Origin of the sequence: Nitrosospira sp. Nsp2 (assembly GCF_003050965.1) — a bacterium.
GTDB lineage: Bacteria > Pseudomonadota > Gammaproteobacteria > Burkholderiales > Nitrosomonadaceae > Nitrosospira.
Genome location: NZ_QAOU01000007.1, coordinates 51,597 through 75,380, shown reverse-complemented (window position 1 = coordinate 75,380; position 23,784 = coordinate 51,597). Strand labels below are relative to the sequence as shown.

At 55.5% G+C, this 23,784-nt stretch carries 27 protein-coding genes and 1 tRNA gene; 23 read left to right on the top strand and 5 right to left on the bottom strand.

Going from position 1 to position 23,784, the window contains the following annotated elements; all coding sequences use genetic code 11:
* Positions 1–24 precede the first annotated feature (24 nt).
* On the bottom strand, positions 25–1,419 hold the full coding sequence (locus C8R31_RS13620; RefSeq protein WP_107694621.1) for an exonuclease domain-containing protein: 1,395 nt from the start codon (positions 1,417–1,419) through the stop codon (positions 25–27).
* A gap of 419 nt (positions 1,420–1,838) precedes the next feature.
* Positions 1,839–1,914: transfer RNA gene (locus tag C8R31_RS13615), tRNA-Lys, on the bottom strand.
* 147 nt (positions 1,915–2,061) lie between these two features.
* Between C8R31_RS13615 and thiO the strand changes: the two genes are divergently transcribed.
* From thiO to C8R31_RS13520, 19 genes are all read left to right on the top strand, one after another.
* Entirely contained in the window at positions 2,062–3,174 is a 1,113-nt protein-coding gene (thiO, locus tag C8R31_RS13610; protein ID WP_107694620.1) for a glycine oxidase ThiO, read from the top strand.
* Between the two features lie 173 nt (positions 3,175–3,347).
* Positions 3,348–5,576 (top strand): multicopper oxidase family protein, encoded by a 2,229-nt coding sequence (locus C8R31_RS13605; RefSeq protein ID WP_107694619.1) that lies wholly within the window; start codon positions 3,348–3,350, stop codon positions 5,574–5,576.
* 95 nt (positions 5,577–5,671) lie between these two features.
* Positions 5,672–6,667: an SCO family protein gene (locus C8R31_RS13600; RefSeq protein WP_107694618.1), complete on the top strand. Its 996-nt coding sequence runs from the start codon at positions 5,672–5,674 to the stop codon at positions 6,665–6,667.
* Complete coding sequence (locus C8R31_RS13595; protein WP_146164603.1) at positions 6,654–7,148, top strand: hypothetical protein; 495 nt, start codon at positions 6,654–6,656, stop codon at positions 7,146–7,148. The genes C8R31_RS13600 and C8R31_RS13595 overlap by 14 nt, the downstream gene beginning before the upstream one ends.
* 131 nt (positions 7,149–7,279) lie before the next feature.
* Positions 7,280–8,005, top strand: a complete 726-nt coding sequence (locus C8R31_RS13590) for a YebC/PmpR family DNA-binding transcriptional regulator (protein ID WP_107694616.1) — start codon at positions 7,280–7,282, stop codon at positions 8,003–8,005.
* Between the two features lie 97 nt (positions 8,006–8,102).
* Positions 8,103–8,621 carry a crossover junction endodeoxyribonuclease RuvC gene (gene ruvC, locus C8R31_RS13585; RefSeq protein ID WP_107694615.1) on the top strand — a complete coding sequence of 173 codons (519 nt, stop codon included), beginning with the start codon at positions 8,103–8,105 and terminating at the stop codon, positions 8,619–8,621.
* Positions 8,618–9,211: a Holliday junction branch migration protein RuvA gene (ruvA, locus tag C8R31_RS13580; protein WP_107694614.1), complete on the top strand. Its 594-nt coding sequence runs from the start codon at positions 8,618–8,620 to the stop codon at positions 9,209–9,211. The genes ruvC and ruvA overlap by 4 nt, the downstream gene beginning before the upstream one ends.
* Positions 9,212–9,320: 109 nt before the next feature.
* Complete coding sequence (ruvB, locus tag C8R31_RS13575) at positions 9,321–10,364, top strand: Holliday junction branch migration DNA helicase RuvB (RefSeq protein WP_107694613.1); 1,044 nt, start codon at positions 9,321–9,323, stop codon at positions 10,362–10,364.
* Between the two features lie 139 nt (positions 10,365–10,503).
* On the top strand, positions 10,504–10,926 hold the full coding sequence (ybgC, locus tag C8R31_RS13570; protein ID WP_107694612.1) for a tol-pal system-associated acyl-CoA thioesterase: 423 nt from the start codon (positions 10,504–10,506) through the stop codon (positions 10,924–10,926).
* Positions 10,923–11,609 carry a protein TolQ gene (tolQ, locus tag C8R31_RS13565; RefSeq protein ID WP_107694611.1) on the top strand — a complete coding sequence of 229 codons (687 nt, stop codon included), beginning with the start codon at positions 10,923–10,925 and terminating at the stop codon, positions 11,607–11,609. The genes ybgC and tolQ overlap by 4 nt, the downstream gene beginning before the upstream one ends.
* 24 nt (positions 11,610–11,633) lie before the next feature.
* Positions 11,634–12,050: a protein TolR gene (tolR, locus tag C8R31_RS13560; protein ID WP_107694610.1), complete on the top strand. Its 417-nt coding sequence runs from the start codon at positions 11,634–11,636 to the stop codon at positions 12,048–12,050.
* Positions 12,051–12,060: 10 nt separating this feature from the next.
* Positions 12,061–12,915 carry a cell envelope integrity protein TolA gene (tolA, locus tag C8R31_RS13555; RefSeq protein ID WP_258192713.1) on the top strand — a complete coding sequence of 285 codons (855 nt, stop codon included), beginning with the start codon at positions 12,061–12,063 and terminating at the stop codon, positions 12,913–12,915.
* Positions 12,916–12,961: 46 nt separating this feature from the next.
* Positions 12,962–14,263, top strand: a complete 1,302-nt coding sequence (tolB, locus tag C8R31_RS13550; RefSeq protein ID WP_107694609.1) for a Tol-Pal system beta propeller repeat protein TolB — start codon at positions 12,962–12,964, stop codon at positions 14,261–14,263.
* A 36-nt stretch (positions 14,264–14,299) separates the two neighbouring features.
* Entirely contained in the window at positions 14,300–14,815 is a 516-nt protein-coding gene (gene pal / locus C8R31_RS13545) for a peptidoglycan-associated lipoprotein Pal (RefSeq protein ID WP_107694608.1), read from the top strand.
* Positions 14,816–14,817: 2 nt separating this feature from the next.
* Entirely contained in the window at positions 14,818–15,729 is a 912-nt protein-coding gene (gene ybgF, locus C8R31_RS13540; RefSeq protein WP_107694607.1) for a tol-pal system protein YbgF, read from the top strand.
* Between the two features lie 98 nt (positions 15,730–15,827).
* Entirely contained in the window at positions 15,828–16,517 is a 690-nt protein-coding gene (gene queE, locus C8R31_RS13535; protein WP_107694673.1) for a 7-carboxy-7-deazaguanine synthase QueE, read from the top strand.
* 30 nt (positions 16,518–16,547) lie between these two features.
* Positions 16,548–17,231 (top strand): 7-cyano-7-deazaguanine synthase QueC, encoded by a 684-nt coding sequence (queC, locus tag C8R31_RS13530; RefSeq protein ID WP_107694606.1) that lies wholly within the window; start codon positions 16,548–16,550, stop codon positions 17,229–17,231.
* A gap of 60 nt (positions 17,232–17,291) precedes the next feature.
* Positions 17,292–17,990 (top strand): leucyl/phenylalanyl-tRNA--protein transferase, encoded by a 699-nt coding sequence (gene aat, locus C8R31_RS13525; RefSeq protein ID WP_107694605.1) that lies wholly within the window; start codon positions 17,292–17,294, stop codon positions 17,988–17,990.
* The gene (locus C8R31_RS13520; RefSeq protein ID WP_107694604.1) at positions 17,974–18,729 is read left to right on the top strand and encodes an arginyltransferase; all 756 of its coding nucleotides are present in this window, start codon (positions 17,974–17,976) and stop codon (positions 18,727–18,729) included. Before aat ends, C8R31_RS13520 begins: the two co-directional genes overlap by 17 nt.
* A gap of 68 nt (positions 18,730–18,797) precedes the next feature.
* Here C8R31_RS13520 and C8R31_RS13515 read toward each other — a convergent pair whose 3' ends face one another.
* Positions 18,798–19,733 carry a tetratricopeptide repeat protein gene (locus C8R31_RS13515; protein WP_107694603.1) on the bottom strand — a complete coding sequence of 312 codons (936 nt, stop codon included), beginning with the start codon at positions 19,731–19,733 and terminating at the stop codon, positions 18,798–18,800.
* Positions 19,734–19,859: 126 nt separating this feature from the next.
* Here C8R31_RS13515 and C8R31_RS13510 point away from each other — a divergent pair, with 126 nt between their 5' ends.
* The 4 genes from C8R31_RS13510 (at position 19,860) to C8R31_RS13495 (ending at position 22,958) form a co-directional block, all read left to right on the top strand.
* The gene (locus C8R31_RS13510) at positions 19,860–20,900 is read left to right on the top strand and encodes a quinone-dependent dihydroorotate dehydrogenase (RefSeq protein ID WP_107694602.1); all 1,041 of its coding nucleotides are present in this window, start codon (positions 19,860–19,862) and stop codon (positions 20,898–20,900) included.
* Entirely contained in the window at positions 20,897–21,601 is a 705-nt protein-coding gene (locus C8R31_RS13505; protein WP_107694672.1) for an electron transport complex subunit RsxB, read from the top strand. The genes C8R31_RS13510 and C8R31_RS13505 overlap by 4 nt, the downstream gene beginning before the upstream one ends.
* A gap of 46 nt (positions 21,602–21,647) precedes the next feature.
* Positions 21,648–22,367: an endonuclease III gene (gene nth / locus C8R31_RS13500; RefSeq protein WP_107694601.1), complete on the top strand. Its 720-nt coding sequence runs from the start codon at positions 21,648–21,650 to the stop codon at positions 22,365–22,367.
* A 156-nt stretch (positions 22,368–22,523) separates the two neighbouring features.
* On the top strand, positions 22,524–22,958 hold the full coding sequence (locus tag C8R31_RS13495; protein ID WP_107694600.1) for a DUF1841 family protein: 435 nt from the start codon (positions 22,524–22,526) through the stop codon (positions 22,956–22,958).
* Positions 22,959–23,028: 70 nt separating this feature from the next.
* Here C8R31_RS13495 and C8R31_RS13490 read toward each other — a convergent pair whose 3' ends face one another.
* Both C8R31_RS13490 and C8R31_RS13485 read right to left on the bottom strand, forming a co-directional pair.
* A complete protein-coding gene (locus C8R31_RS13490) occupies positions 23,029–23,355 on the bottom strand; it encodes a cytochrome c (RefSeq protein ID WP_107694599.1) in 327 nt (108 codons plus the stop codon).
* A 29-nt stretch (positions 23,356–23,384) separates the two neighbouring features.
* On the bottom strand, positions 23,385–23,714 hold the full coding sequence (locus C8R31_RS13485) for a cytochrome c (protein WP_107694671.1): 330 nt from the start codon (positions 23,712–23,714) through the stop codon (positions 23,385–23,387).
* Between the last annotated feature and the right edge of the window lie 70 nt (positions 23,715–23,784).

The window sequence follows — 23,784 nt, the reverse complement described above, 5'->3', positions numbered from 1 at the left end:
CGTTTGGGGTCTCGAGTTCTATTCCTATAGAGGGATAACGGAAACGTTTTTTTTCAGGTGTTTCAGCAACAGCTTGTAGGTGTCCAGATCGAAACTCAACGATGAGCGCGTCTCCCGCACCTCTTCAAGCGCGCTTTCGTCTTCCACTGTTGCAATATGGCACCAGCTGTCAAAAACGTGAACCTGTGTGCGACCTGACTCCTTATCGTGTTCGCGAATTCCAATCCTGCCCGGATACGGCCAGGTCTTCAGCTGGTGAGGAGTTAATGCCTGTTTCAGGCGCAGGTAGTGCAGCTCAGGGTTTTCTTTACCTGCACATACGCCATCACAGCATTTGACCTGATGAGCAAAGCACGCACCTTTACCGCTTTCTATGCCAATCGTGCGCGGGCACAGTCCATGTTCTTTTGCCAGGCCGCGCAGCATTTCAGTGGCCGCCTTTCTTGAACGAAAGAAGCCGTACAGATATTCGAAGACTTCGGGGTGGATCTCATCCTTGTCTACAATATTCACGAGCGATATATGGTTGAGACCGCCTGCCAGACTAAGAGAGAATAGACTGGAGGATGCGCGCAGCAGTCGGTTGTGCACGGGTTGGCGCTCCTTGATCAACCTCGATTCAAGCAGCAGTGCGCCCAACTCTCCTGCAGTCTCCATCCATTCAACGCGGCGAACCTGTTGTCCGATGCGCATTGCGCGGCTCGAAGCATGATCTCCGCTGAAATGGGACATCACTCGTGAGCGCAGGGTGACACTCTTGCCAATATAGAGCGGCAAATCGTTTTCCCCATGGAAGAGATAGACGCCGGGACTGTCAGGTATCTCATCCAGGAACGTGGGATCGAGGCCAGCGGGTAGACTTGGTCCCTTGACTAGGGATGCCACAGCCTCAAGCACACGGGCTTCTCCTAGTTCGCGCCTGGCCAAGTCAAGATAAGCCACCACGACCTCGACATCGCCCATTGCCCGGTGGCGCGCATCAGTCCTGAGCCCATGCCGCTGCATGATTGCATCTAGCCCATGCCCTCTATGCTCGGGATAGAGCTTGCGCGACAGCTTCACCGTGCACATGACCTTTTGTCGCAGCACCGCACCCAGGCGGTTGAATTCGCTCTTCAGGAAGCCATGATCGAACCGCACGTTATGCGCTGCCAGTACCGCTCCTTCGATATAGCCATATAAGGTAGGTGCAACCTCCTCGAAGGTCGGTGCATCCTTTACCATTTCGTTGGTAATGCCGGTCAAGTGGGTTATGAAGGGCGGGATACTGATGCCGGGGTTGACCAGCGTCTGCCAGCGCTCAGTTTCCACGCCGTATTCAAACCGGATCAGGGCGATCTCGGTAATGCGATCATATAGCGGAGTCGCGCCGGTGGTCTCCAGATCCAGCATGACGTAGTTGGGTAGGGTAGCAAACATTCCTTGTATATACTTTCCTAGTGTTCGGCAGTCACCACCGGGAGCCAGCGATCATGCACCCAGGCGTATTGCGGCGGGGCGGAGTGACGCGCGTGAGGATATATACAAGCTTCTCTGCACTGAATGTACAACAGTCCTTCTTCAGCCTGTTCTTGCGATACCTTGAGGCAGTTTGATTACCTCGTCTTTTTGCAGGAAAGTCTGGAACGCGAGCCGGTCGAAGGAGAGATTTAAAGCGAACGATCTGAGGGAAGAGGCGGGGGATGCGAAACCGACAAATGACTATTGCTTTTCGCGCCTCTAGTGGTCTACTGTTGACTTAACCGTTGATTAATCTCGTCTAGCTCGGCTATAAGTTCGCAATAGGGTAGCAATGAATAACAAAAACAGCTGGTGATGAACCTAACTAGTTGAAATTATGGTAGGCCGTGCCAGATTCGAACTGGCGACCAACGGATTAAAAGTCCGCTGCTCTACCGGCTGAGCTAACGACCCACTGATTCCCACGGGACGTGCATTATACCGGCTCACCCCTCGGATATAAAGTTTTTTGGACTGAGCTGGGCTGCAGAATGACTGCCAGCTTGTCCTGCTTCGGCATAAAAATTAATTTAAACTGCCGATGATGCGAAGGATTAATTTTTGAGCGACGTTCTCATCATCGGCGGCGGAATTGCCGGCTTGACCACCGCCCATGAATTGTTGCGGCAGGGGGCGACCGTAACGTTACTGGAACGTGATCGCTGTGGACAGGAGTCATCCTGGGCGGGCGCCGGAATCCTTTCACCGCTATTGCCCTGGGATTACCCTGATCCTGTCACGCTGCTGACGCGGTTGAGCAACCGGCTATATCCAGCATTTATCGATGCCTTACGGACGGAGACGGCGATCGATCCGGAGTATCAGGCCAGTGGCATGCTGGTGCTGAATGGCCAATCAGGCGAAGCAGAGGCGCGTCTGGAGAAGGCTCGTCTCCATGCAGCGGAAGTCTGGTGCGCTCGGTTTGGTTTTTCCCTGAACAGGGTTCGTTCTCACAAAATCGCGCCGGCGCTTTCTCGCGACGAACCCGCACTTTGGCTGCCTGACGTTTGTCAGGTGCGCAATCCCCGCTTGTTACAAGCGCTGATCAGGGGGGTGGAACTGCGTGGAGGCGACATCGTCGAGCACACGGAGGTCGCTCGCTGGAATATAGCCCAAGGCCGGATTCAATCAGTCGGCACGAGTCAGGGAAAGGAATACGCCGCGACCAATTACATCGTTGCCGCGGGGGCGTGGAGCCGCCGGCTTTTGCGTGAACACGCCCTAAAGCTCGACATCTGGCCGGTGCGCGGCCAGATCCTGCTTTTCAAGGCCCAACCGGGCCTGTTAAACGCGATCGTATTACAGGAACCGGATAAATTTTATCTAATCCCCCGGCGAGACGGATTTGTGCTGGCGGGCAGTACCCTGGAGGATGTCGGGTTCGATAAATGCCCGACTGCCGAGGCGCGTGAAATGCTGCTCGCAAAGGCCCGCGCGCTCGTGCCTGAATTATCCCCGGAAATGGTGGCGGTCCATTGGGCAGGTTTACGTCCCGGATCACCTGGCAATGTGCCGATTATCGATCGTCATCCTGTTATCTCGAACCTCTATCTCAATAGCGGTCATTACCGCTATGGTGTTACCATGGCTACCGGCAGTGCCCGGCTTTTATCCAACATCCTTTCGAGCAGGCCCCAGCCAATCGACGCTAGGCCTTATCGCTGGCCCGCATGAATAGTGATAGATCGCACTTCCCACCTCAGCAGTCCTCGGATTCTTTAACCCTTAAGAAAATATAAGTCTGTTCGCCGCCGAACAGAATAACCCCTTCCTAATTGCGAGTATTTCACTGCCACTTCGACTCCTATTGGGGCGGTTTTGCTGGCAAATAAGAAGAGGACGTTAAAATGTATCTCCGGTGGAACGCATCCAAGGCCCGTATAAGGGAGGCCGAGAACGCGCGTGGCAATCGCGCGCAGATGATTCAAGCATATTCCCAGGGTCAGGTCACACGACGCGACTTTATCAAATGGGGGCTTATCACAACTGGCGGCTTGCTTGTACCGATCCATGGCCTGAGCCCTTACGCGAAGAGTGCTTACGCGGGGGACGAGATCCCGACGGGAATGCCACCCAGCCCCATGTTCGGAGTTCAGGCCTTCACGCAGCCCATGCCTCGCTTCGACGTTCTGCCTCGAAAGCCATACACGCCGGGGACGGGAGTGATGAATCCACTCCCGACATTTGCGGGCCGTCCGGGACCCGATCCGACGATTGAGGCGAATACCACTCAGCAGCCTGTGTTCGCGGAACTGGGCGGCGGTACTGGGCCCATTGAAGGTCGGCCTCCCGGTCCAATCTGGGCGCACCAGCAGTGGAACGAGTTTCCGCCCAAGGTGGTGGTGGAGGTTACCCAGGAGGGTGCCAAGGTCAACACCGGGTACAATCCGGGCGTCCCTTCGAGCCTCAATTCCGGTATCGACGCAGTTGCGCCGCTCCGTCCCGCTTTCCATCCCAGTCTTCCCCAACAGGGGGCGCTAAAGGTCTGGACGTTCAATGGAACGTTGCCGCCCAAGCTTCTGATCGGCCGTTGCCATGAGTCCATCATTTTTCGGCACCATAACAGATTGCCTCTCAACCGCCGCCACAATGGTGGTTTCGGCAGGCATACGCTTTCAACCCATGAGCATAACGGGCATCATGGAGCGGAGAACGACGGGTTTGCCGGCGCCTTTTTTTATCCGGGGCAATTCTACGACTACCATTACCCCATCTGCCATGGTGGCTACTTCAGCGTTAACCGGGAGGCCACCGATCCGCGATGCGGGAGCCCGACCGATGGGGGTGGCATTGAGAAGTACCCGGGGGACTGGCGCGAGACGATGAGCACCCACTGGTTTCACGACCATATGTTCAGCTTCACGGCGCAGAACGTGTACAAGGGAAACGCCGGAATGTTCAACCTATACAGCAGCCTGGATCGCGGTAACGAAGCCATTAACGATGGCGTGAATCTCAGGCTGCCCAGCGGTACCGCGAAGCCATGGGGAAATCTCGACTACGATGTGAACCTCATGATCGCAGACAAGGCCTGGGACCGGGAGGGGCAACTCGCCATGGATATCTTCGAGTTCGACGGGGTTCTTGGCGACGTGATGACGGTGAACCTCGCGTACAAGCCCTACTTCGAGGTAGAGCGGCGGAAGTACCGCTTTCGCATCCTAAATGCCGGGATTTCCCGTTTCTTAAAGATTGCGCTCAGTGATTCCTCCCCCATGATCATGATTGCCAACGACGGGAACCTGTTGCCGAGTCCGGTGACGCTCACCCGCCTCGACGAGCAGGGTACCGCAGAGCGCTACGACATTGTTATCGATTTCTCGCGCTACAAGGTCGGCGATAAAGTCTGGATGGTGAACCTGGCCGAGCACTCGAACGGCAAGAAGGTGGACGAGAACCTGTCGGTGCAAGAGGCGCTGTCCGGTGCGTCTCATGATCCCTGCGTCGGGAAATTCCTGGAATTCCGCATCGCGCGCAATCCCAGCGAACCCGACGTCAGCCAGGTGCCTTCGGTCCTCTGCCCCAATCCGGATCTGTCCAAGATCCCAGTTGCCGCGGAGCGGGTATTCGAATTCGGACGGGGCGCCGATCAGACGACTAACGACCCTGTCTCGTCATTCTTCGGTCCTTGGGGAATTAGGACCGATGGTAAAGACATGCTCAACGCCGACTTCGGCCGGATTTCCGCTGCGCCGCGCTTGGGAACAAGGGAGATCTGGACATTGAAAAACAGCGGCGGGGGCTGGGATCACCCGGTTCATATCCATTTCGAAGAGGGGCAAATTCTCGCCCGCGATGGGAGCGCGAACAAGGTTCCGGCGTGGGAACGGGGACGAAAGGACGTGTACCGCCTCCGTCCCGGGGGAAGCGTCAAGCTTACCATCCAGTTCCGGGATTTTGGCGGGATGTTCATGGAGCACTGCCATAACTCGCCACACGAAGACAACGCCATGCTGCTACGTTGGGAGGTCAGGGACGGGAACGCTTCCCTGACGCCGCTGCCAACCCCGATCCCCACGCCGCAGGGTGTGAGGTTCGAGGACCCTACTGAGATTCTTTCCACCGCGTATCGGTGAGTGGACCGGGCAACCACCTAGTCGGGTGTCATATGAATGGAAACGGATGTGGATTCCGGGGAAGCCAAACATCATCTGGCAGGTTTAGGCGATTAATGTGGCTCGGCGCGGGAACGGTCCTTCTGGCTGCCGGTACCGCGGGTGCCAGCAGCCGTTGGGGTGAGGATTATTTCCCCAATGTTCCGCTGATTACGCAGAACGGCGAGGTGATCCGTTTCTATGACGATCTCCTCAAGGACAAGGCGGTAGTGATAAACCTGATCTATACCAATTGCAAAGATCGGTGTCCGCTTGAGACTGCGCGACTTGGTCAGGTGAAGCGGTTGCTGGGTGACCGTGTAGGCACGGATATCTTCTTTTACTCAATCAGCATCGACCCCGAGCACGACACGGCCGAAGTGCTCAAGGCTTACGCGGACAGCTTCGGTGCCGGCCCAGGCTGGCTATTCCTTACCGGCAATGAGGCTGACATCAAGCTTATCAGTAAAAAGCTTGGGCTGTCGTCGATCAACGATTCCGCGGACCGTGACGGGCATCTCCCCAGCCTCATGATTGGCGAAGCGTCTACAGGCCAGTGGATGCGTCTTTCCGCCGTGGACGATCCGCGGTTTCTTGCTACGAAGATCAGTACTTTTCTGAGCGACTGGAACAACTCGCAAGGCACGGGGAAGAGCTACAGTGCAGCACGTCCCATCCAAGGATTGGATGCCGGGAGCTACCTCTTCCGAACGCGTTGCTCGGCATGCCACACTGTTGGCCAGGGCGACGGTTTAGGTCCGGATCTGCTTGGCGTCGCACGCGTGCGGGACCGGGCATGGCTCGCCCGTTTTATCAAGACACCCGAAGAGATGCTGGCGGAAAAAGACCCTATCGCCATGGAACTGTTCATCAGGTACAGGGGGGTGCGGATGCCGAACCTGCGTCTGGGTGACGGAGATGTTGAGACGCTGATCCAGTACCTGGAGACGCAAACGGTCGCTCACGAAAGTGGCGAAAGGGAAAATGCGGCAGCGTCCTCGATGAAATCCCTGAAACGCCCCCCGCGCGTTGAGAGGCCCCGGCCGGAGCGAGGAGAGAATGATGAACATTAATTGCCTGCGATCGGCTGTAGTATCCTTGACTCTCCTGACCGGATTGGCAAGCACCCCGATTCTGGCCGATTCATCCGCCAGGCAAAATCGCGACACATCCGATCTCATTATTCCCATTTCTGGGACCGCACATGGCGATCTGGAATCCATTGCGCTTTCCGGTCGCGCTCGCATAACCAGTGTCCTGGTTACCGATCCCGACTTTGGTACACCGCCCAGCGTATTCCTGTCTGTCGATCTCGTTAGCGTAACAGGGGTCGGACAACGTACGGGCACGAAGTATCAAGTAACGGGTGAAGATAAAGTAACCAGGGTGTTACGTCATTCTGATCTGGTGGAGATCGCTTTTCCCATCTTCCCAATGGGCCAGAACAGGGCTCCGCTGGCGCACTCAATCCTCGCTTCATTCATCCTCACCTTCAATGTTCACAACGGCCGCCTCACGGCAGCCAAAGCCAGGCTTTCATCCCCCTCCCCGTAACGGCCACTCTCCTGCTTCAGGCATTGCGTAGCGTTGCAATATCCGCGACTATGCCCTGCTCTGAGCTTTATGCTCGTGGTACGCGGTGATACCATTGCATTACTCAACAAGAGGGCAAAAGGCACATTATCATGGCGGGTCACAGCAAGTGGGCTAACATCAAACACAAGAAAGCCGCGCAGGACGCCAAGCGCGGCAAGATTTTTACACGGCTCATCAAGGAGATTACCGTCGCCGCCAGGCTCGGAGGGGGGGATACCAACAGTAACCCGCGGCTACGCCTGGCAGTTGACAAGGCGTATGAGCAGAATATGCCTAAGGACAACGTAGAGCGCGCGATCAAGCGTGGCAGCGGTGGATTGGAGGGCGTGAATTATGAAGAAATTCGGTACGAAGGTTATGGGACCGCCGGCGCGGCGGTATTGGTGGATTGCATGACCGACAACCGCGTTCGCACCGTTGCGGATGTGCGCCATGCTTTTACCAAGTACGGTGGTAATCTCGGCACGGATGGCTCCGTCGCGTTTCTGTTCAAGCACTGCGGAGAACTTCTTTTTGCGCCCGGCACCGATGAAGACAGGCTAATGGAAATAGCGCTGGAAGCTGGCGCTGAGGACATCGTCACGCACGATGACGGCAGTATCGAAGTCGTGACCGCGCCGTATGAATTTGTCCCGATCCGCCAAGCGCTGGAGGCGGCCGGGTTTAAAGCGGAGTTGGCTGAAGTGACAATGAAGCCGGTCAATGAGACCGCTTTGGACGGCGATGATGCGACGAGAATGCAAAAACTGCTCGATGCGCTGGAAAATATCGACGATGTCCAAGAGGTTTACACGACTGCGGTAATCGATGGATAGTTTCCAGTCCAATTTCTTCTTAATAATCTATGCGTGTCTTTTTATTACTTGATGTCCGTGCCCGCGAACGCGGGTTCGCTACCTGAGGTGTCCGAAAATCCGTATCCTTGGGATCGATCCCGGCTTGAGAATTACAGGTTTTGGAGTCATCGACAAAACAGGTGGCAAACTCGCCTACGTCAGCAGCGGATGTATCAAGACAGTAGTTGGTGAACTGCCTTTGCGTCTGAAGTCCATCATGGATCATCTCAATGAGGTCATCGCTGAACACCGGCCCGACCAAGTCGCGGTGGAGCAAGTATTCGTCAACGTCAATCCAAGGTCCACGCTGATGCTGGGACAGGCTCGCGGAGCGGCCATCTGCACCGCGGTGCTGAATAACCTGATTGTGGCCGAATATACTGCGTTGCAGGTCAAGCAGGCAGTGGTCGGCAAGGGTCATGCAAAAAAAGAGCAGGTTCAGGAAATGGTCAAGCGCCTGCTGCAGCTTGACGGCAGCCCCAGCACAGACGCGGCCGACGCCCTTGCCTGCGCGATATGCCACGCCCATGGTGGACTGGGGCTGGGCGGCATATCCACCGCGGGTTATCGCATGAAGCGAGGGCGGTTGGTATGATCGGCAGAATAACCGGGCTGCTTTTGGAAAAAATTCCGCCTTTGGTGCTGGTCGACGTGCGTGGGGTCGGTTATGAGATCGACGTGCCGATGAGCACATTCTATAACCTGCCCTCCGTCGGAGCCGAAATCGTGCTTCATACCCATCTTGTCGTGCGTGAAGATGTGCATCTGCTTTTTGGCTTCGCTACTGAGGCGGAACGGGCGGCTTTTCGCCAGCTGGTGAAAATCTCGGGCGTCGGGGCGAGGACCGCCCTTGCCTTGCTGTCCGGCTTGAGCGTCGCCGACCTGCACCATGCGGTGGCTGCGCAGGATAGCGGACGGCTGATTAAAATTCCCGGCATTGGAAAAAAAACGGCCGAACGCTTATTGCTGGAGTTGCGCGACAAGCTCGGCTCTGGCATGGAGGGCGCACCAGAGGCGGCGGGAGGCGTGCGCGTGGCGACAAGCGGCAGCGACGTACTTAATGCCCTGTTGTCTCTCGGGTATAATGACCGCGAGGCCAATTGGGCGATCAGGCAATTACCCGCGGACGTGACGGTAACCGACGGCATACGGCAGGCATTGAAAATCCTTTCTAAAGAAAAGTAGTGGCCGGAACATGCGCAATATTGCCAGGCCGAGTGTCGAGCGGGTAGCTCGACTTCAAGTTCCCGTTTTATCAGGACGATCGATGGCGTGCGGATCGGATGTGCACTGAATGATTGAAACCGATCGATTAATCAACTCCACGCCCGTTTCTCACAAGGAAGAGGAGCTTGAGCGAGCGCTGCGTCCCAAGCTCTTAGCCGAATACGTCGGTCAGGAAAAAATTCGTGGGCAGTTGCAGATTTTCATCGAGGCGGCGCGGCGTCGTCGGGAAGCGCTCGATCACGTACTTCTCTTTGGTCCGCCCGGTTTAGGCAAGACCACCCTCGCCCACATTATTGCGCGAGAAATGGGTGTTAGCCTGCGCCATACTTCAGGTCCAGTGCTGGAGCGTCCCGGCGACCTCGCCGCCCTGCTGACCAATCTCGAACCCAACGATGTGTTGTTCATTGATGAAATCCACCGCCTCTCCCCCATCGTGGAGGAGATACTTTATCCGGCGCTGGAGGACTACCAACTCGATATTATGATCGGCGAGGGCCCTGCAGCGCGTTCGGTCAAGCTCGATCTGCCGCCGTTCACCCTGGTCGGCGCTACCACCCGCGCGGGTATGCTCACCAATCCCTTGCGCGACCGTTTTGGCATTATTTCCCGCCTTGAGTTTTATACCGTCGAGGAGCTGACCAAGATCGTGGCTCGGTCGGCGGCATTGTTAGGTGCTGAAATGTCCATGGATGGGGCCCTGGAAATCGCTCGCCGCTCGCGCGGAACGCCCCGCATCGTAAATCGACTGCTACGGCGCGTGCGTGATTTTGCTGAGGTCAGGGCTGACGGTCGCATCACCCGGCAAGTGGCCGACGCGGCATTGCTCATGCTGGACGTCGATTCCATTGGCCTGGACGTGATGGATAGAAAGCTGCTCCTGGCGGTAATGGAAAAATTCGGTGGCGGTCCGGTAGGGGTGGACAACCTTGCCGCCGCTATCAGCGAAGAGCGTGGCACGATCGAGGACGTGCTGGAGCCCTATCTGATCCAGCAGGGATATATGAAACGTACCCCTCGTGGCCGCATGGCCACACAGACGGCTTATCAGCATTTTGGCATCGCGCTGCCGAAAAACGGGTTGAGTGGAGAGCTGTGGGATGATAGCCAGTAGCCCGGGAAATTGCAGTGAATGCAAGCAGGTAGACAGGAAACCTGCGCTGACAATCTGTTTTGTGGCCAGTCTCGTGCTCGGGCATGCCCTCGCGCACGGTGCGGATGATTTTGCACGAGAAGTTCAATACCTCAGATAGATGGATAATCCCGCGCCTTATCCAAATTTTGCTCTGCCCGTGCGTGTCTATTATCAGGATACCGACGCAGGCGGAGTGGTTTATCATTCGACATATCTCGATTTCCTGGAGCGCGCCCGCTACGAATGGTTGCGGGACCTGGGCTTCGATATCAATTCATTGGTTCAGGTTCACAAGGTGATTTTCATGGTTCGTTCCCTCAGTATTGAATACTTCAAACCCGCATTTCTGGATGATTTGCTGCACGTGACCGTGCAGGCGGCGGACTTGGGCAGAAGCCGCATAACTATTTCGCAGCATGTGCTGCGTGGGACAACGCTGCTGGTCAACGCTACCGTGGAGGCGGTGTGCGTGGGGGCCGAAACTCTCAGGCCCGTGAGCGTGCCCATGCCGTTGCGCCACAAACTGGGAACCCGGACATGAGCCCAACAGTTACGCAGGACATGTCCTTATTTCATCTCATTGGCAGCGCCAGCCTGCCGGTGCAACTGGTCATGGTCTTGCTGCTGCTGGCTTCATTTTTGTCGTGGTGGTTCATCTTTCGCAAGCTGTTCGTGATCCGTGAGGCGATGCGGCAGAGCGACGAATTCGAGAATGTTTTCTGGAAAGGCCCCGACCTCAACGCGCTGTTTCAAAGCGCGGCCGCTTCGCGTCATACCGCCGGCAGCATGGAACGGATTTTCGAGGCGGGTTTCCGCGAGTTCATCAAACACAAGCGCCAGCCCGGCATGGATATCAGCGTGGTCATGGACGGAACGCGTCGGGCTATGCGCGCCACATACCAGCGCGAAATGGACAGCCTGGAGTCCCATCTTTCGTTTCTGGCAACGGTGGGCTCGGTGAGCCCGTACGTCGGCCTGTTCGGCACGGTATGGGGGATTATGAATTCTTTCCGTGGATTGTCCAACGTTGCGCAAGCCACTATCGCTCATGTGGCGCCGGGCATAGCGGAGGCACTGATCGCGACTGCCATGGGATTGTTTTCTGCCATTCCTGCGGTGATCGCCTATAACCGCTACGCCAGTAACATAGATCGACTCGCGACCCGTTTTGAGAGTTTCATGGAAGAATTGTCTAATGTATTGCAGCGGCAAGCGTCCGGATGAAGATGATGCCATGGGGCAAATGCAATGACTGAGCGCCGCAGCAGACGCCGCCTGATGAACGAGATAAACGTCGTTCCGTACATCGACGTAATGCTCGTGCTGCTGATAATTTTCATGATTACCGCGCCGTTGATCACCCCCGGCGAGATCGAATTGCCTCAGATCGGAAAATCTCTGGCGCCACCCGTCGCGCCGCTCGAAGTCATCGTCAAGGCGGACGGCAGTTTGAGACTCCATGACCGGTCCGTGGCCGGGGGTGAGCGAAAAATCAGCCGGGATGAACTGGTCGAGGCCATCAAACGGAAACAGGCTGTAAACACCGAGCAGCCGGTGGTAATTGCCGGGGATAAAAGTGTCCGTTATGAAGAAGTGATAAATGTAATGGATATTCTGCAACAGCAGCAGGTGAAGAAGGTGGGGCTGCTGGCCAGACCGAAATGAACGGTCCGACGTGACAGGCATCGCATTGCGCAATTCAACGCATCTTGAGCCGGGACGGTTGCGAGCGGGCGTGCTGGCAGTACTCGTACATATCGTTTTTTTTGCGTTCATGATTTTCGGCCTTAATTGGAAAACATTTCCGCCGGAAGGCATGGCGGTGGAGTTGTGGAGCAGCCTGCCGCCCCCCCCGTTGCCCGTTCAGCCGGAGGTAAAAGCACCGCCGCCCCCGCCGTCGCCGCCACCGCCTCAGGAAGCCAAGCCGTTCCCGCCTCCACCGAAGCCCGAGGTTCCGCCTCCGGCAAAGCCGGATATTGCTATCAAGGAAAAAATTGAAAAACCCAAACCGGAGAAAAAACCGGTGGAGCAGAAGCAACAGTCCAAGAAAGAGCAGAAGGAGCTAAAGGAGCAGGCGGAGAAGGAAAAGGCGAAAGAACTTAAAGAGAAAGAGCAGAAGGAGAGGGAGAAGGAGCAGAAGGAGAAAGAGCAGAAAACAAGAATCGCCGCGGAGGTCGAGCGGCTTCAACGGGAGCAGGAAGCAAACGACAAGCTTCAGCAACTGGCGGCGGCACAGTCGCGTTTGGCGGACGAGATGGCGGAGTACAAAGCCAAAATCATGGCAAAGATCAGACGGAACATCGTCATGCCGCCCGATTTGCCGGGAAACCCTGCCGTGGAGTTCGACGTTACGTTGCTTCCCGGGGGCGATATTCTTGACGTCAAAATGCGCAGGACAAGCGGATATCCCGCCTTCGACAGCGCCGTGGAGCGCGGCATTTTCATGTCCAAACCACTTCCGCTGCCGCCCGATCCCGCGCTCTTCTCCAAATTCCGCAATTTGAACGTCAAGGTGCATTACCACGAATGACTGGTATAATTTACGTCCTCCCGCGAATTCCCTGAAGGTCATATCGATGCAAATTCGCCTGCGCAGATTTTTAAGCTATGCCGCTGTCCTTTTCCTGTGGTTGGCGGGTGCAACCGCTCAAGCCACGCTCAACATCGAGATTTTTGGCGGCGGAGCAACTCAAATTCCAATCGCCATCGTTCCCTTTGCCGCCGAAGAAAAACTCCGGCAGGGTATCACCCCTGTGGTGGCGGCAGATTTGCAACGCAGCGGATTATTCAAGCTGGTTGAGCCGGGTGGTCTCAGGCCGCATGAACCGGTCGAGGTGAGTTATCCGGACTGGATCAACCGGGGCGCCGGGGCCCTGGTTATTGGCAGCACAACCACCCTGGCGGGGGGGCAAGTCTCGATCAGGGTCCAGTTACTGGACGTTGCCAAGCAGGTGCAACTGGCGAGCTATGCGGAGACCGTGGCCCCGGAACAGTTGCGCGCCGCCGCGCATCGCATAGCCGATTTGATTTACGAAAAACTGACCGGTGACCCCGGCGTGTTCAGCACGCGTATTGCATTTGTGGTGAAGCAGGGAAAGAAATATTCGTTGCAGGTGGCGGACGCGGACGGCTATAACGCCCAGTCTGTGATTGAATATACCGAGCCGATAATATCCCCCTCCTGGTCGCCGGACGGCACCCGGTTGGCCTATGTGTCGTTCGAAAACAAGAAACCGGTGGTATACGTGCAAACCCTCGCAACGCGCGCGCGCAAGGCGGTCGCCAATTACAGGGGCAGCAACAGCGCCCCCGCATGGTCGCCCGATGGCACCAAGCTCGCCGTGGTGTTATCACTGATGGGGGGGTCGCAGATTTTTCTGGTTAACGTTGATGGTGGGGGATTGCAGCGCCTGAGCCAAAGTTCCGGTATCGATACCGAGCCAAGTTTTTCTCCCGACGGCCGTTATATCATTTTTACCTCCGACCGCGGGGGCAGCCCACAGATCTATCGCATGCCCGTAACTGAAGGCACATCCAGGTCAGCGGAACGCCTTACGTTCGAGGGCAGTTATAACGTCAGTCCCCATTACAGCCCTGACGGAAGAAGCTTTACGTTTATCCATCGCAGCGGCGACAGATACAATGTCGCGATACAGGATCTGGCTACCCGCCAGGTGCAATTGCTTACAGATTCACAATTTGACGAATCTCCAAGCTTTGCTCCCAACGGCAGGATCGTACTGTATGCAACTGAAATAAAGGGCCGTGGTATATTATCCGCGGTTTCCAGCGATGGCAAAACAAGACAACAGCTTTCAACGCAAGCTGGAGATATAAGAGAGCCGGCATGGGGACCCTTGCGAAAGCCGCATAACTAGCATCCGCATTTTTTAGTCAACCTGAAAGGAAATGAAATGAAAAAAGTTGTAGGCGTGTTATTGATCTGTCTTTTGACGGCGTGCGCGAGCAAGACCACGAAGCCTGGTGCGGATGTCGAAGACAAGTCCGTGGGCGGCAAACCGGCGACGGAAGCTCCTCGAGCGACGACGGAAGCCGCGCCGAGTCTCAATCCACTCACGGATCCGAATAATATTCTGTCCCGACGGAGCGTTTATTTCGACTTCGACAGTTACGTTGTAAAGGATGAATATAAATCGCTCGCGGGCGCGCATGCCGGGTATCTTCGCAGCAACCCAAACGCCAGAGTTCTTTTGCAGGGTAACACCGACGAGCGCGGCAGCCGGGAATACAACCTTGCGCTGGGTCAGCGTCGGGCCGATGCCGTAAGATATGCAATGACACTGTCGGGCGCCAAGGAATCTCAGATTGAATCCGTCAGTCTCGGTGAGGAGAAACCTCGCGGCACAGGCCACGATGAGGCCTCCTGGGCCGAAAACCGCCGCGTCGATATCCGCTACCAGGGCGAGTAACGATGCGGTTGCGCGCTTTTTTATTGTTGGTTCTGATCGGTAGTAACGCGAGCTACGCTGGTCTGTTCGACGACGAAGAAGCGCGCAAGCAGATCGCTTCGCAGCAGGCCCTGATCGCGGATTTGCGCAACCAGGTGCAGGCGCTTGACGCCCGTATTATTAAACTGGATGAAGCACTCAGCAGCCAACCGCTGTTGGACCTGCATAACCAGATCGAGGCTCTGAGGCTTGAGCTGAACAAATTGCAGGGCCAGATCGAAGTGTTGGGCAATGAGAGCGAATTGACACAGAAGCGGCAGAAGGATTTTTATATTGATCTGGATGATCGGTTGAGGCGACTGGAACAGCGCAGCGAAACCGGGGGTTCTGAATCTGCCGCACCCGGACATAAAGAGAAGGAGCCTGACGCGCATTCAGCGACTGATGTCGGCAGCGTACCGGAAACGGATGCAGGGACCGTCGCCATGGCCCCCGCTCCGGTTGCTGTCGTTCCTTCTTCCGCACCGGCCTCAAGTTCGGGCGCCGCTGCGCCGGCTGACAGCGCTGAGAACCAGGCGTATGAGGCGGCTTACAGCCTGTTCAAGGCCGGGAAATACAAAGACGCTATTTCTCAGTTCAACAAGTTCATCAAGAGCTACCCGGCATCAAATTTCGTGCCGAGCGCTCAATACTGGATCGGTAACTCTTATTACGCCCTGCGTGATTTCAAAAACGCTATTACTGCGCAGGAGAAATTACTCAACAATTATCCGGGCAGCGCCAAGGCTCCGGACGCGATGCTCAATATTGCCAGCAGCCACCAGGAAACGAATAAAAAAGCTGCCGCCAAAAAAACGCTCGAAACCCTTATCGCCAAGTATCCGGGAAGCGAGGCGGCCGAGAAAGCCAAGCGCCGCCTAGCCAATTTGAAGTAGCGTGTCGGGGGAACCTGCGGAGATCCGGTCGCGCTCGCAACGGACTTAAAAGGACATGCCTCTACTTGACATTCGTGCTGTTAACGCCATTGCCAGAAATAGTTCAAACTTCCGCTCAGCCTGAAAACCAAGCTTCTGCATCGCCGGAGCGCGCCCTACGCGTCAGCGAGATTTTTCTTTCGCTTCAGGGGGAGACCAGCCGCGTAGGGCTGCCGACGGTATTCGTGCGTCTCACCGGTTGTCCATTGCGGTGCGTCTATTGCGATACCGAGTATGCTTTTTATGGTGGCCGGCCTATAGCTATTTCCGCCATTATGGCGGAGATCGCAAGTTACGCCGTCCACCATGTGACCGTGACCGGCGGGGAGCCTCTGGCGCAAAGAGAATGCCCTATGTTGCTCGGACTGTTGTGCGACGCTGGATATTCGGTATCGCTCGAAACCAGCGGCGCTTTGGATATATCTAAAGCGGACGTGCGTGTTTCCAGAATCCTCGATCTGAAGACTCCAGGTTCTGGCGAGCTGGACAAGAACCGCTGGTCCAATCTCGATCACCTGACACCCCATGATGAAGTGAAGTTTGTGCTCTGCGATGAAAGCGACTACGAATGGGCGGTCGAGGTTACGAGCGAGCGCCGGCTGGATCGGATTTGCCCGATTTTATTTTCGCCCGTATATGGCAAACTTGACCCCGCCATGCTGGCTGAATGGGTTTTGCGTGACCGTCTGCCGGTACGGGTGCAGGTCCAGTTGCACAAATTGCTGTGGGGCGAGGGACCCGGGCGATGACGACAGGAAGGATGTATTGGCAAGGATTTGATGGCTAAGGCGGTCGTGCTGTTGTCCGGCGGTTTGGACTCCGCGACTGCGCTCGCCATTGCTCATAGTAGGGGCCATGAGTGTTTCGCTCTAAGCGTGGATTACGGGCAGCGGCATGTATCGGAACTCGCAGCCGCCGCAGCGCTGGCCAACTCAATCGGAGCGGTCGAGCATAGGGTCATCAAAGTTGACTTATCCACCTTTGGCGGGTCGGCTCTGACCGATCTATCAACTGCGATACCGGCTGGGGGAATCAAACCCGGCATACCCGTCACGTACGTGCCTGCCCGAAACACCATCATGTTGTCTCTCGCACTCGCCTGGGCAGAAGTGCTCCGGAGCCTTGATATTTTTATCGGGGTCAACGCCGTGGATTACTCCGGCTATCCCGATTGCCGACCCGAATACATCACCGCGTTCGAGAACATGGCTAACCTCGCCACAAAAGCTGCGATAGAGGGCGCGAAGCTACGTATCCATGCGCCGCTCCTTAATCTTTCCAAGGCTCAAATAATCGAGCAGGGAAATTTGCTGGGTCTGGATTATAGCGTCACGGTATCCTGCTATCAGGCGGACGAAGCCGGGTGGGCGTGCGGAATATGTGACTCATGCCGAATACGTCGAGCGGGATTTGAGTCTGCTCAGGTTCCCGATCCCACGCATTATCGCCCCTTGTTCCCATAGTCCTGCAACTCGGCGACCTGTGACCTTAAAATAGCGCTTTTTGAGTTTCAGGATGTATAGATGATTCCCTGGCTTGGACCCGAATCGCCCTTTCCTCCACTAGAAGCCGCGCTCACCAGACCAAATGGCCTCCTGGCAGTTGGTGGGGACCTCTCGCCTGCAAGGTTAATCGAAGCCTACCGCCGCGGCATTTTTCCATGGTCCAACGAAGGCGAGCCTATTCTATGGTGGAGCCCCGATCCACGCATGGTGCTGTTTCCCGAGGAACTCAAGATTTCACGATCGCTGGCGAAAGTGCTAAAGAGAGAGAACTATGAGATACGGGCCGATAGCGCATTCAAACAAGTAATGGAGGCATGCGCTGCTCCGCGCCAGGGGCATACTGGCACCTGGATTCACCCGCAAATGATTACGGCATACCGAGAGCTGCATGAAATGGGTCTTGCCCATTCAGTCGAAACCTGGGTAGGGGGCGAACTGGTGGGCGGTTTATATGGTGTTGGCCTGGGAAAAATGTTTTTCGGCGAGTCGATGTTTTCCCGCGTTTCCGACGCTTCTAAAATCGCGCTTGTGCACCTGGTGAAAAAATTGCAGGGTTTGGACTTCGGTATGATCGACTGCCAGATGAAAACAGAACATCTCGCTTCTCTCGGTGCGCGCGAAATTTCCCGGAAGGAATTTAGTCAGACATTAAAAGAATTGGTACACTATCCTCAACGAGGCGAAAAATGGTGTCTTGATCATGAGCAAGTTAAATGATCTTCCTTCTTCGGCGCTACAGTTCTATACAACTGCGTCTTATCCATGCAGCTATCTGCCGGAGCAGTTGGCGCGCTCCCAGGTAGCGACTCCCAGCCACCTGATCGACACTGGCGTTTATGGTGAGTTGGTACAGGCGGGTTTTCGGCGTAGCGGCGCTTTTACCTATCGTCCCTACTGCGACAACTGCCGCGCCTGCATGCCAGTACGGGTAGTGGCTGACAGACTGACTCTCAGTCGTACGCAGCGCCGTTCATGGAAGCGTCATCAGCAGTTGGTGGCGACACAACACGACTTGTATTATCACCCGGATCACTATTCACTCTATCTGCGGTACCAGGCAAAACGCCACGCCGGGGGAGGTATGGACCGTGACAGCCGCGAGCAGTACCGGCATTTTTTGCTTCCGAGTAACGTTAACTCGCGTCTGGTCGAGTTTCGCGAAAATGGTCAGTTGCGCATGATCAGCATTATTGATGAACTGCCGGACGGGATATCGTCGGTGTATACCTTTTTCGATCCGGACGTGCCGGGGGCGAGCTTCGGTACCTACAATATTTTATGGCAAGCACAACTGTGCCTGACATTGAAACTGCCTTATCTTTATCTGGGATACTGGATCAAGGATAGCCGGAAGATGGCTTATAAGGCTGCTTTCCGCCCATTGCAGGGCTTGATTAACGGGCAATGGGAGCAGCTAATGCCGCCAAGCAATTTGGAAGATCGCTATCCCGCATAGTCGCCCTAGGCTTTCGGGCGCCGGCCGGCGCCTGCCGGATTCGTCCAGGTCCTGATTGCGAAACCAGCTTAGTTTTGGGCAGCCCTTATTGCCGCCGCGCGTTTATCGAATGGTTCAGCTTTATCAGCATGACCGATATCCCGATAAAGTTGGGCCAGGTTTTCCAGGCTTGTTGCGACATTGGGATGATCCCGGCCGAGCGACTTTTCGGAGATTGCCACCGCCCGGCGGAAAAGTGGCTCAGCCTGCGGATATTTGCCTTGATCCTTATATAACCCTGCCAGATTGTTCAAACTCAAGGCCACGTTCGGATGGTCCGGGCCGAACGTTTTCCTGGAAATAGCGAGAACGCGCTTGTACAGAGGCTCAGCCTGTGCATACTGCTTTTGGGCATTGTGAAGGAGCGCGAGGTTGTTGAGACTCATGGCGACGGTCGGGTGGTTCGGCCCGAGGGTTTTTTCGAGAATTTCCAGCGCACGCTTGAGTAAAGGCTCTGCCTGTTCGTACTGCGCCTGCGCCTGATATAGCTGAGCCAGGTTGTTTAGACTGATGGCGACATTTGGGTGGTCGGGTCCATGGACTTTCTCGTCAATTGCCAGCGCCCGCTTATAGAGGGGTTCTGCCTGAGCATACTGGCCCTGCTTCCTGTACACCATTGCGAGGTTGTTCAAGGTGGCCGCCACCTCGGGCGTTTCCTGACCGACTGCGTTCTCAAAAATTGGCAGCGCACGCTTGAGTAGAGGTTCGGCCTGCGCATATTGCGCCTGGTCGTTGTACAGCAGCGCCAGGCTGTTTAAACTGGTGGCAATATCGGGATGACTCGCATCCAGCGTTTGCTCGGCTGTCTGTAAGGCCTTTTTCGCTACCACGGTCGCACGCCCGTAATCACCCTGCTGATAGAGCGTTTCCAACTCATGGTTAAGGGTTTCCCATTCAGTTGTCGCGAAGGTGTTCGAGCATAACGTCATCAGAATCATAACCAGGTATATGCTGAGTTGCTTCATGGAGGTTCCTGCACGCATTCGTTTTGGTTGAGGATTATGGATAAATAAACAGCAGTAATACCGCTGAGTGCACCCAGGGGCTTTCCCCCTTGGAGGTTAACCGTTCGGGGATGTTAAAATGAAGCCATGCTTTATTCCTTGCTCCGTCCGTTATTATTCAGTCTCGAACCGGAAACCGCTCATCGGGTTACCCTTAAGACGCTCGAAGTGGCCCAACGGTTCGGCTCGCGAGCCGCAGAGCCAATATCTTGCCCATCGAGGACGGTCATGGGCCTCAACTTCCCCAATCCTGTCGGGTTGGCCGCGGGACTGGACAAGGATGGCGAACACATCGAAGCGCTCGCGGCACTCGGCTTCGGCTTTATTGAGATCGGAACGGTGACGCCCCGTCCCCAACCGGGAAACCCGAAACCGCGGTTGTTCCGTCTACCTCAGGCCAAGGCCATTATCAACCGGATGGGATTTAATAATCAAGGCATAGATGGGCTGATCGCGAACGTGAGTCAGGCCGACTATCGGGGAATACTCGGTATCAATATTGGAAAAAATTTCGATACGCCAATGGAAAAGGCGGCCGCCGATTATCTGTTTTGCCTGCGCAAAGCGTATCGCTATGCGGGGTACATCGTTGTCAATATCTCTTCACCCAACACGCCCCATCTTCGTCAGTTGCAAAACGCGGAGGAGTTAAGCAATTTATTGTACCTGCTGAAACTGGATCAGCAAAAGCTGGCTGATGAACATGGGAAATACACCCCGGTAGCAGTTAAAATTGCTCCCGATCTTGAGCCCTCGCAGATTGATGCGATCGCAGCGTTATTAATGGAGTATCAGATTGACGGGGTTATCGCCACCAATACCACCCTTTCCCGTGATGAGGTGAAAACACTCCCTCATGGTAGCGAGCCCGGTGGGTTAAGCGGGCAGCCGCTGACCCAGCGCGCCACTGCCGTGATACGACGTTTGCATGTGGCCCTGCAAGGGGCGCTACCCATCATTGGGGTCGGTGGTATCATGAGTGCAGCGGATGCAAGGGAAAAAATCGAAGCCGGGGCGAGCCTGATACAAATCTATAGCGGCTTGATCTATCGCGGTCCCGATCTGGTGCGGGAGCTAACACAAGCTTTATGCGCGCCCGACGCTTCTTCACCGATGGGCCCGCAATGAAACAGAATGCGCTGATTGAAGAAATTGATGCCATTCTGCCGCAAACCCAGTGCCGGCGATGCGGGTTTTCTGGCTGTCTGCCTTACGCAGAGGCAATCGCGGAGGGGGGTGCGGACATCAATCAATGTCCTCCCGGCGGTGACGAAGGTATCCGCAGGCTCGCCGAGTTGCTGGGTAAGTGCCCGCCACCCCTTAATCCTGCTCACGGTTCGCACCAGCCTCAGATCGTCGCGCTGATTAATGAGGAAGCCTGCATAGGCTGCACCCTCTGTATTCAAGCGTGTCCGGTAGATGCGATTGTGGGCGCTACCAAGCAGATGCATACTGTCATCGCGGCGGAGTGCACCGGCTGCGAGTTATGTATTGCCCCCTGTCCTATGGATTGTATCAGCATGATGCCCAGGGAAAGGTTTGGGCGCGGCGCCGGGAATCAGTTCGATAACACGGATGACGGCTCGCGGCGGGACGGTAAGGCCGCTGCGGATCATGCGCGGAAACGTTATCGGTACAGGCTGCAAAGGCTTGAGCGGGAAAAAAGGGAAAACGAAGCCAGAATGGCGCAGGAGCCTGAAGCCGTGACGGTCACGAATAGCCCATCCGTAGCGGGCGACCGTAAAAAAGCAGCTATTCAAGCCGCGCTGTCGCGCGCCACCGCCGAGCGAGCCAGGGCTACCCGAACTCAAGGGCCAACGAAAACATAACAGCATATCCAGGCTGAGCCACTGGCTATTATTCATTCAGACTTCCATGAACTCAAACAAACGAAAGGAAATTTTTACACGCTTTAAGTTGGCCAATCCTAATCCCGCTACTGAACTGGAGTACGCCTCGCCATTTGAATTGCTGATTGCGGTAATTCTCTCTGCCCAGGCGACTGACAAGAGCGTAAATCTGGCAACGCACAAGTTGTTTCCCACCGCAAATACACCCGAAAAAATCCTCGCGCTGGGGGAGGCAAGCCTACGTGATTTTATCAAGAGCATTGGGCTATACAAGACCAAGGCCAAGAATATACTCGCTACGTGCCAATTGCTGATTCAGCATCACGGGGGTGAAGTTCCGCGAACCCGGGATGAGCTGGAGAAACTGCCCGGGGTGGGACGGAAAACCGCCAACGTTATTCTGAACACGGCCTTCGGTGAACCCACTATGGCGGTGGATACGCATATTTTTCGCGTTGCCAACCGGACTGGGATCGCACCCGGAAAAACTGTGCTGGAGGTAGAGCTGAAGCTTCTGAAGAACGTGCCACCCGGTTTTCGCCATGATGCTCATCACTGGCTCATCCTGCACGGGCGTTACACATGCGTCGCGAGGAAACCAAAATGCGCGATCTGTATCATTAACGATCTGTGCGAGTACAAGGAAAAAAATTTCGAGAAACCCGACAGCATTTATCCGATCGCTTCTGCGGCAGCTTACGAAGCCTCTGATCCGGCCATTGCTAGGCCCTCCTTCAGCAAATGAGTTGTCAAACGAACCGGCAGCGGAAAATGATAACGACTTGCCAGGTAAACGTTGCAGTCGTGATGCTAAGCCTTTGGACATGCTTTTTTGCCTTGGGTGGGTGCTATTCCTGCAACTTCCTTGTCGCGCTCGTGCTGGACGTATTCAGAGTGGTCGATGTTCAGCCCTTCTAGAGAGCAGGCGCGTCAGTTTTTCTTTGACGTCTGGCGCAAGTACCGGCAGCGAGAAATGCTTACCGCCATGGAAGACATGGCGCTGGAGATCATTTTATTGCATCCCGAGTATCAGCGAATGCTCGAAACGCCGGAACGATACCGGGATAAGGATTATTTGCCCGAAATGGGCGATATCAACCCCTTTCTGCACATGAGCATGCATGTGGCCATCAAGGAGCAGCTTTCAATAGACCAGCCATCCGGAATCCGCAAACGTTTCCAGCGACTGTTACAAAAAGCCGGCGACGAACATGTCGCCACACATCAACTCATGGAGTGTCTTGCGGAAATGATCTGGCAGGCGCAACGCGATCAGACGGCGCTGGATGCGAGGGTGTACTTCGAATGCCTGGACCGGCAGGAAAATAATGCCTAGGTGAAGCGGATTATTGAAGCCGGAGGGGCATAGAGCAGACAGGATGTGCATTTCCTGTCTGCTTTCCTGTCTAATATTTGGTCTTTAGACCCGACTGGCTGGCATAGTATGCAGCCACATTTTCAATGTCTTCCTTACTCAGGGCGGCAGCCATGCCTGCCATGATAGGATCCTTTCTTGTGCCCGACTTATACTCGTTCAGGCTTTTCGCCAGATAACTCGCATGCTGCCCAGCCAGCTTAGGAAAGGCGGGAGCGGGACTGTTGCCATCCGGACCGTGGCATGCGGCGCAAACCTCAGCCGCTTTCTTCTTGCCAGCATCAAGGTCAGCTGCCATTCCCTGGCCGGAAATCAGCAGCAATGCGCCGCTTGCCGCGGCAATAATATGATTTTTCATGAGGCTTCTTTCCTTGCGTAATGAATTGATTATTTTCCGCTGCCGGCGTAATAGGCGGCCAGATCTTCCATATCCTGTTGGGATAGCGTGGCGGCAATACCTTTCATGCTGGGATGGTTCCGGGCTTCAGTTTTATAAGCCTGTAGCGCCTTGATCAGATACTCGGCGTGCTGACCGCCTAATCTTGGGACGTGATATACGGTGGGATAAGATGTCCGATACCCTTCTATTCCATGACAACCAATGCACATTGCATTCTTCTGCTTTCCTGCGGCCGGGTCACCGGCTGCCTGAGCGGTACCGCTTAATGCCAGAAGCAGACCCCACGCAAATAAGCCTATTATTGCTGGTCGTTTCATCATCAGTGCCCTCTTTTTCAAAAAGAGCGACTCTAAACGATGTGCCATTTCTGGTCAATGTATAAAATTC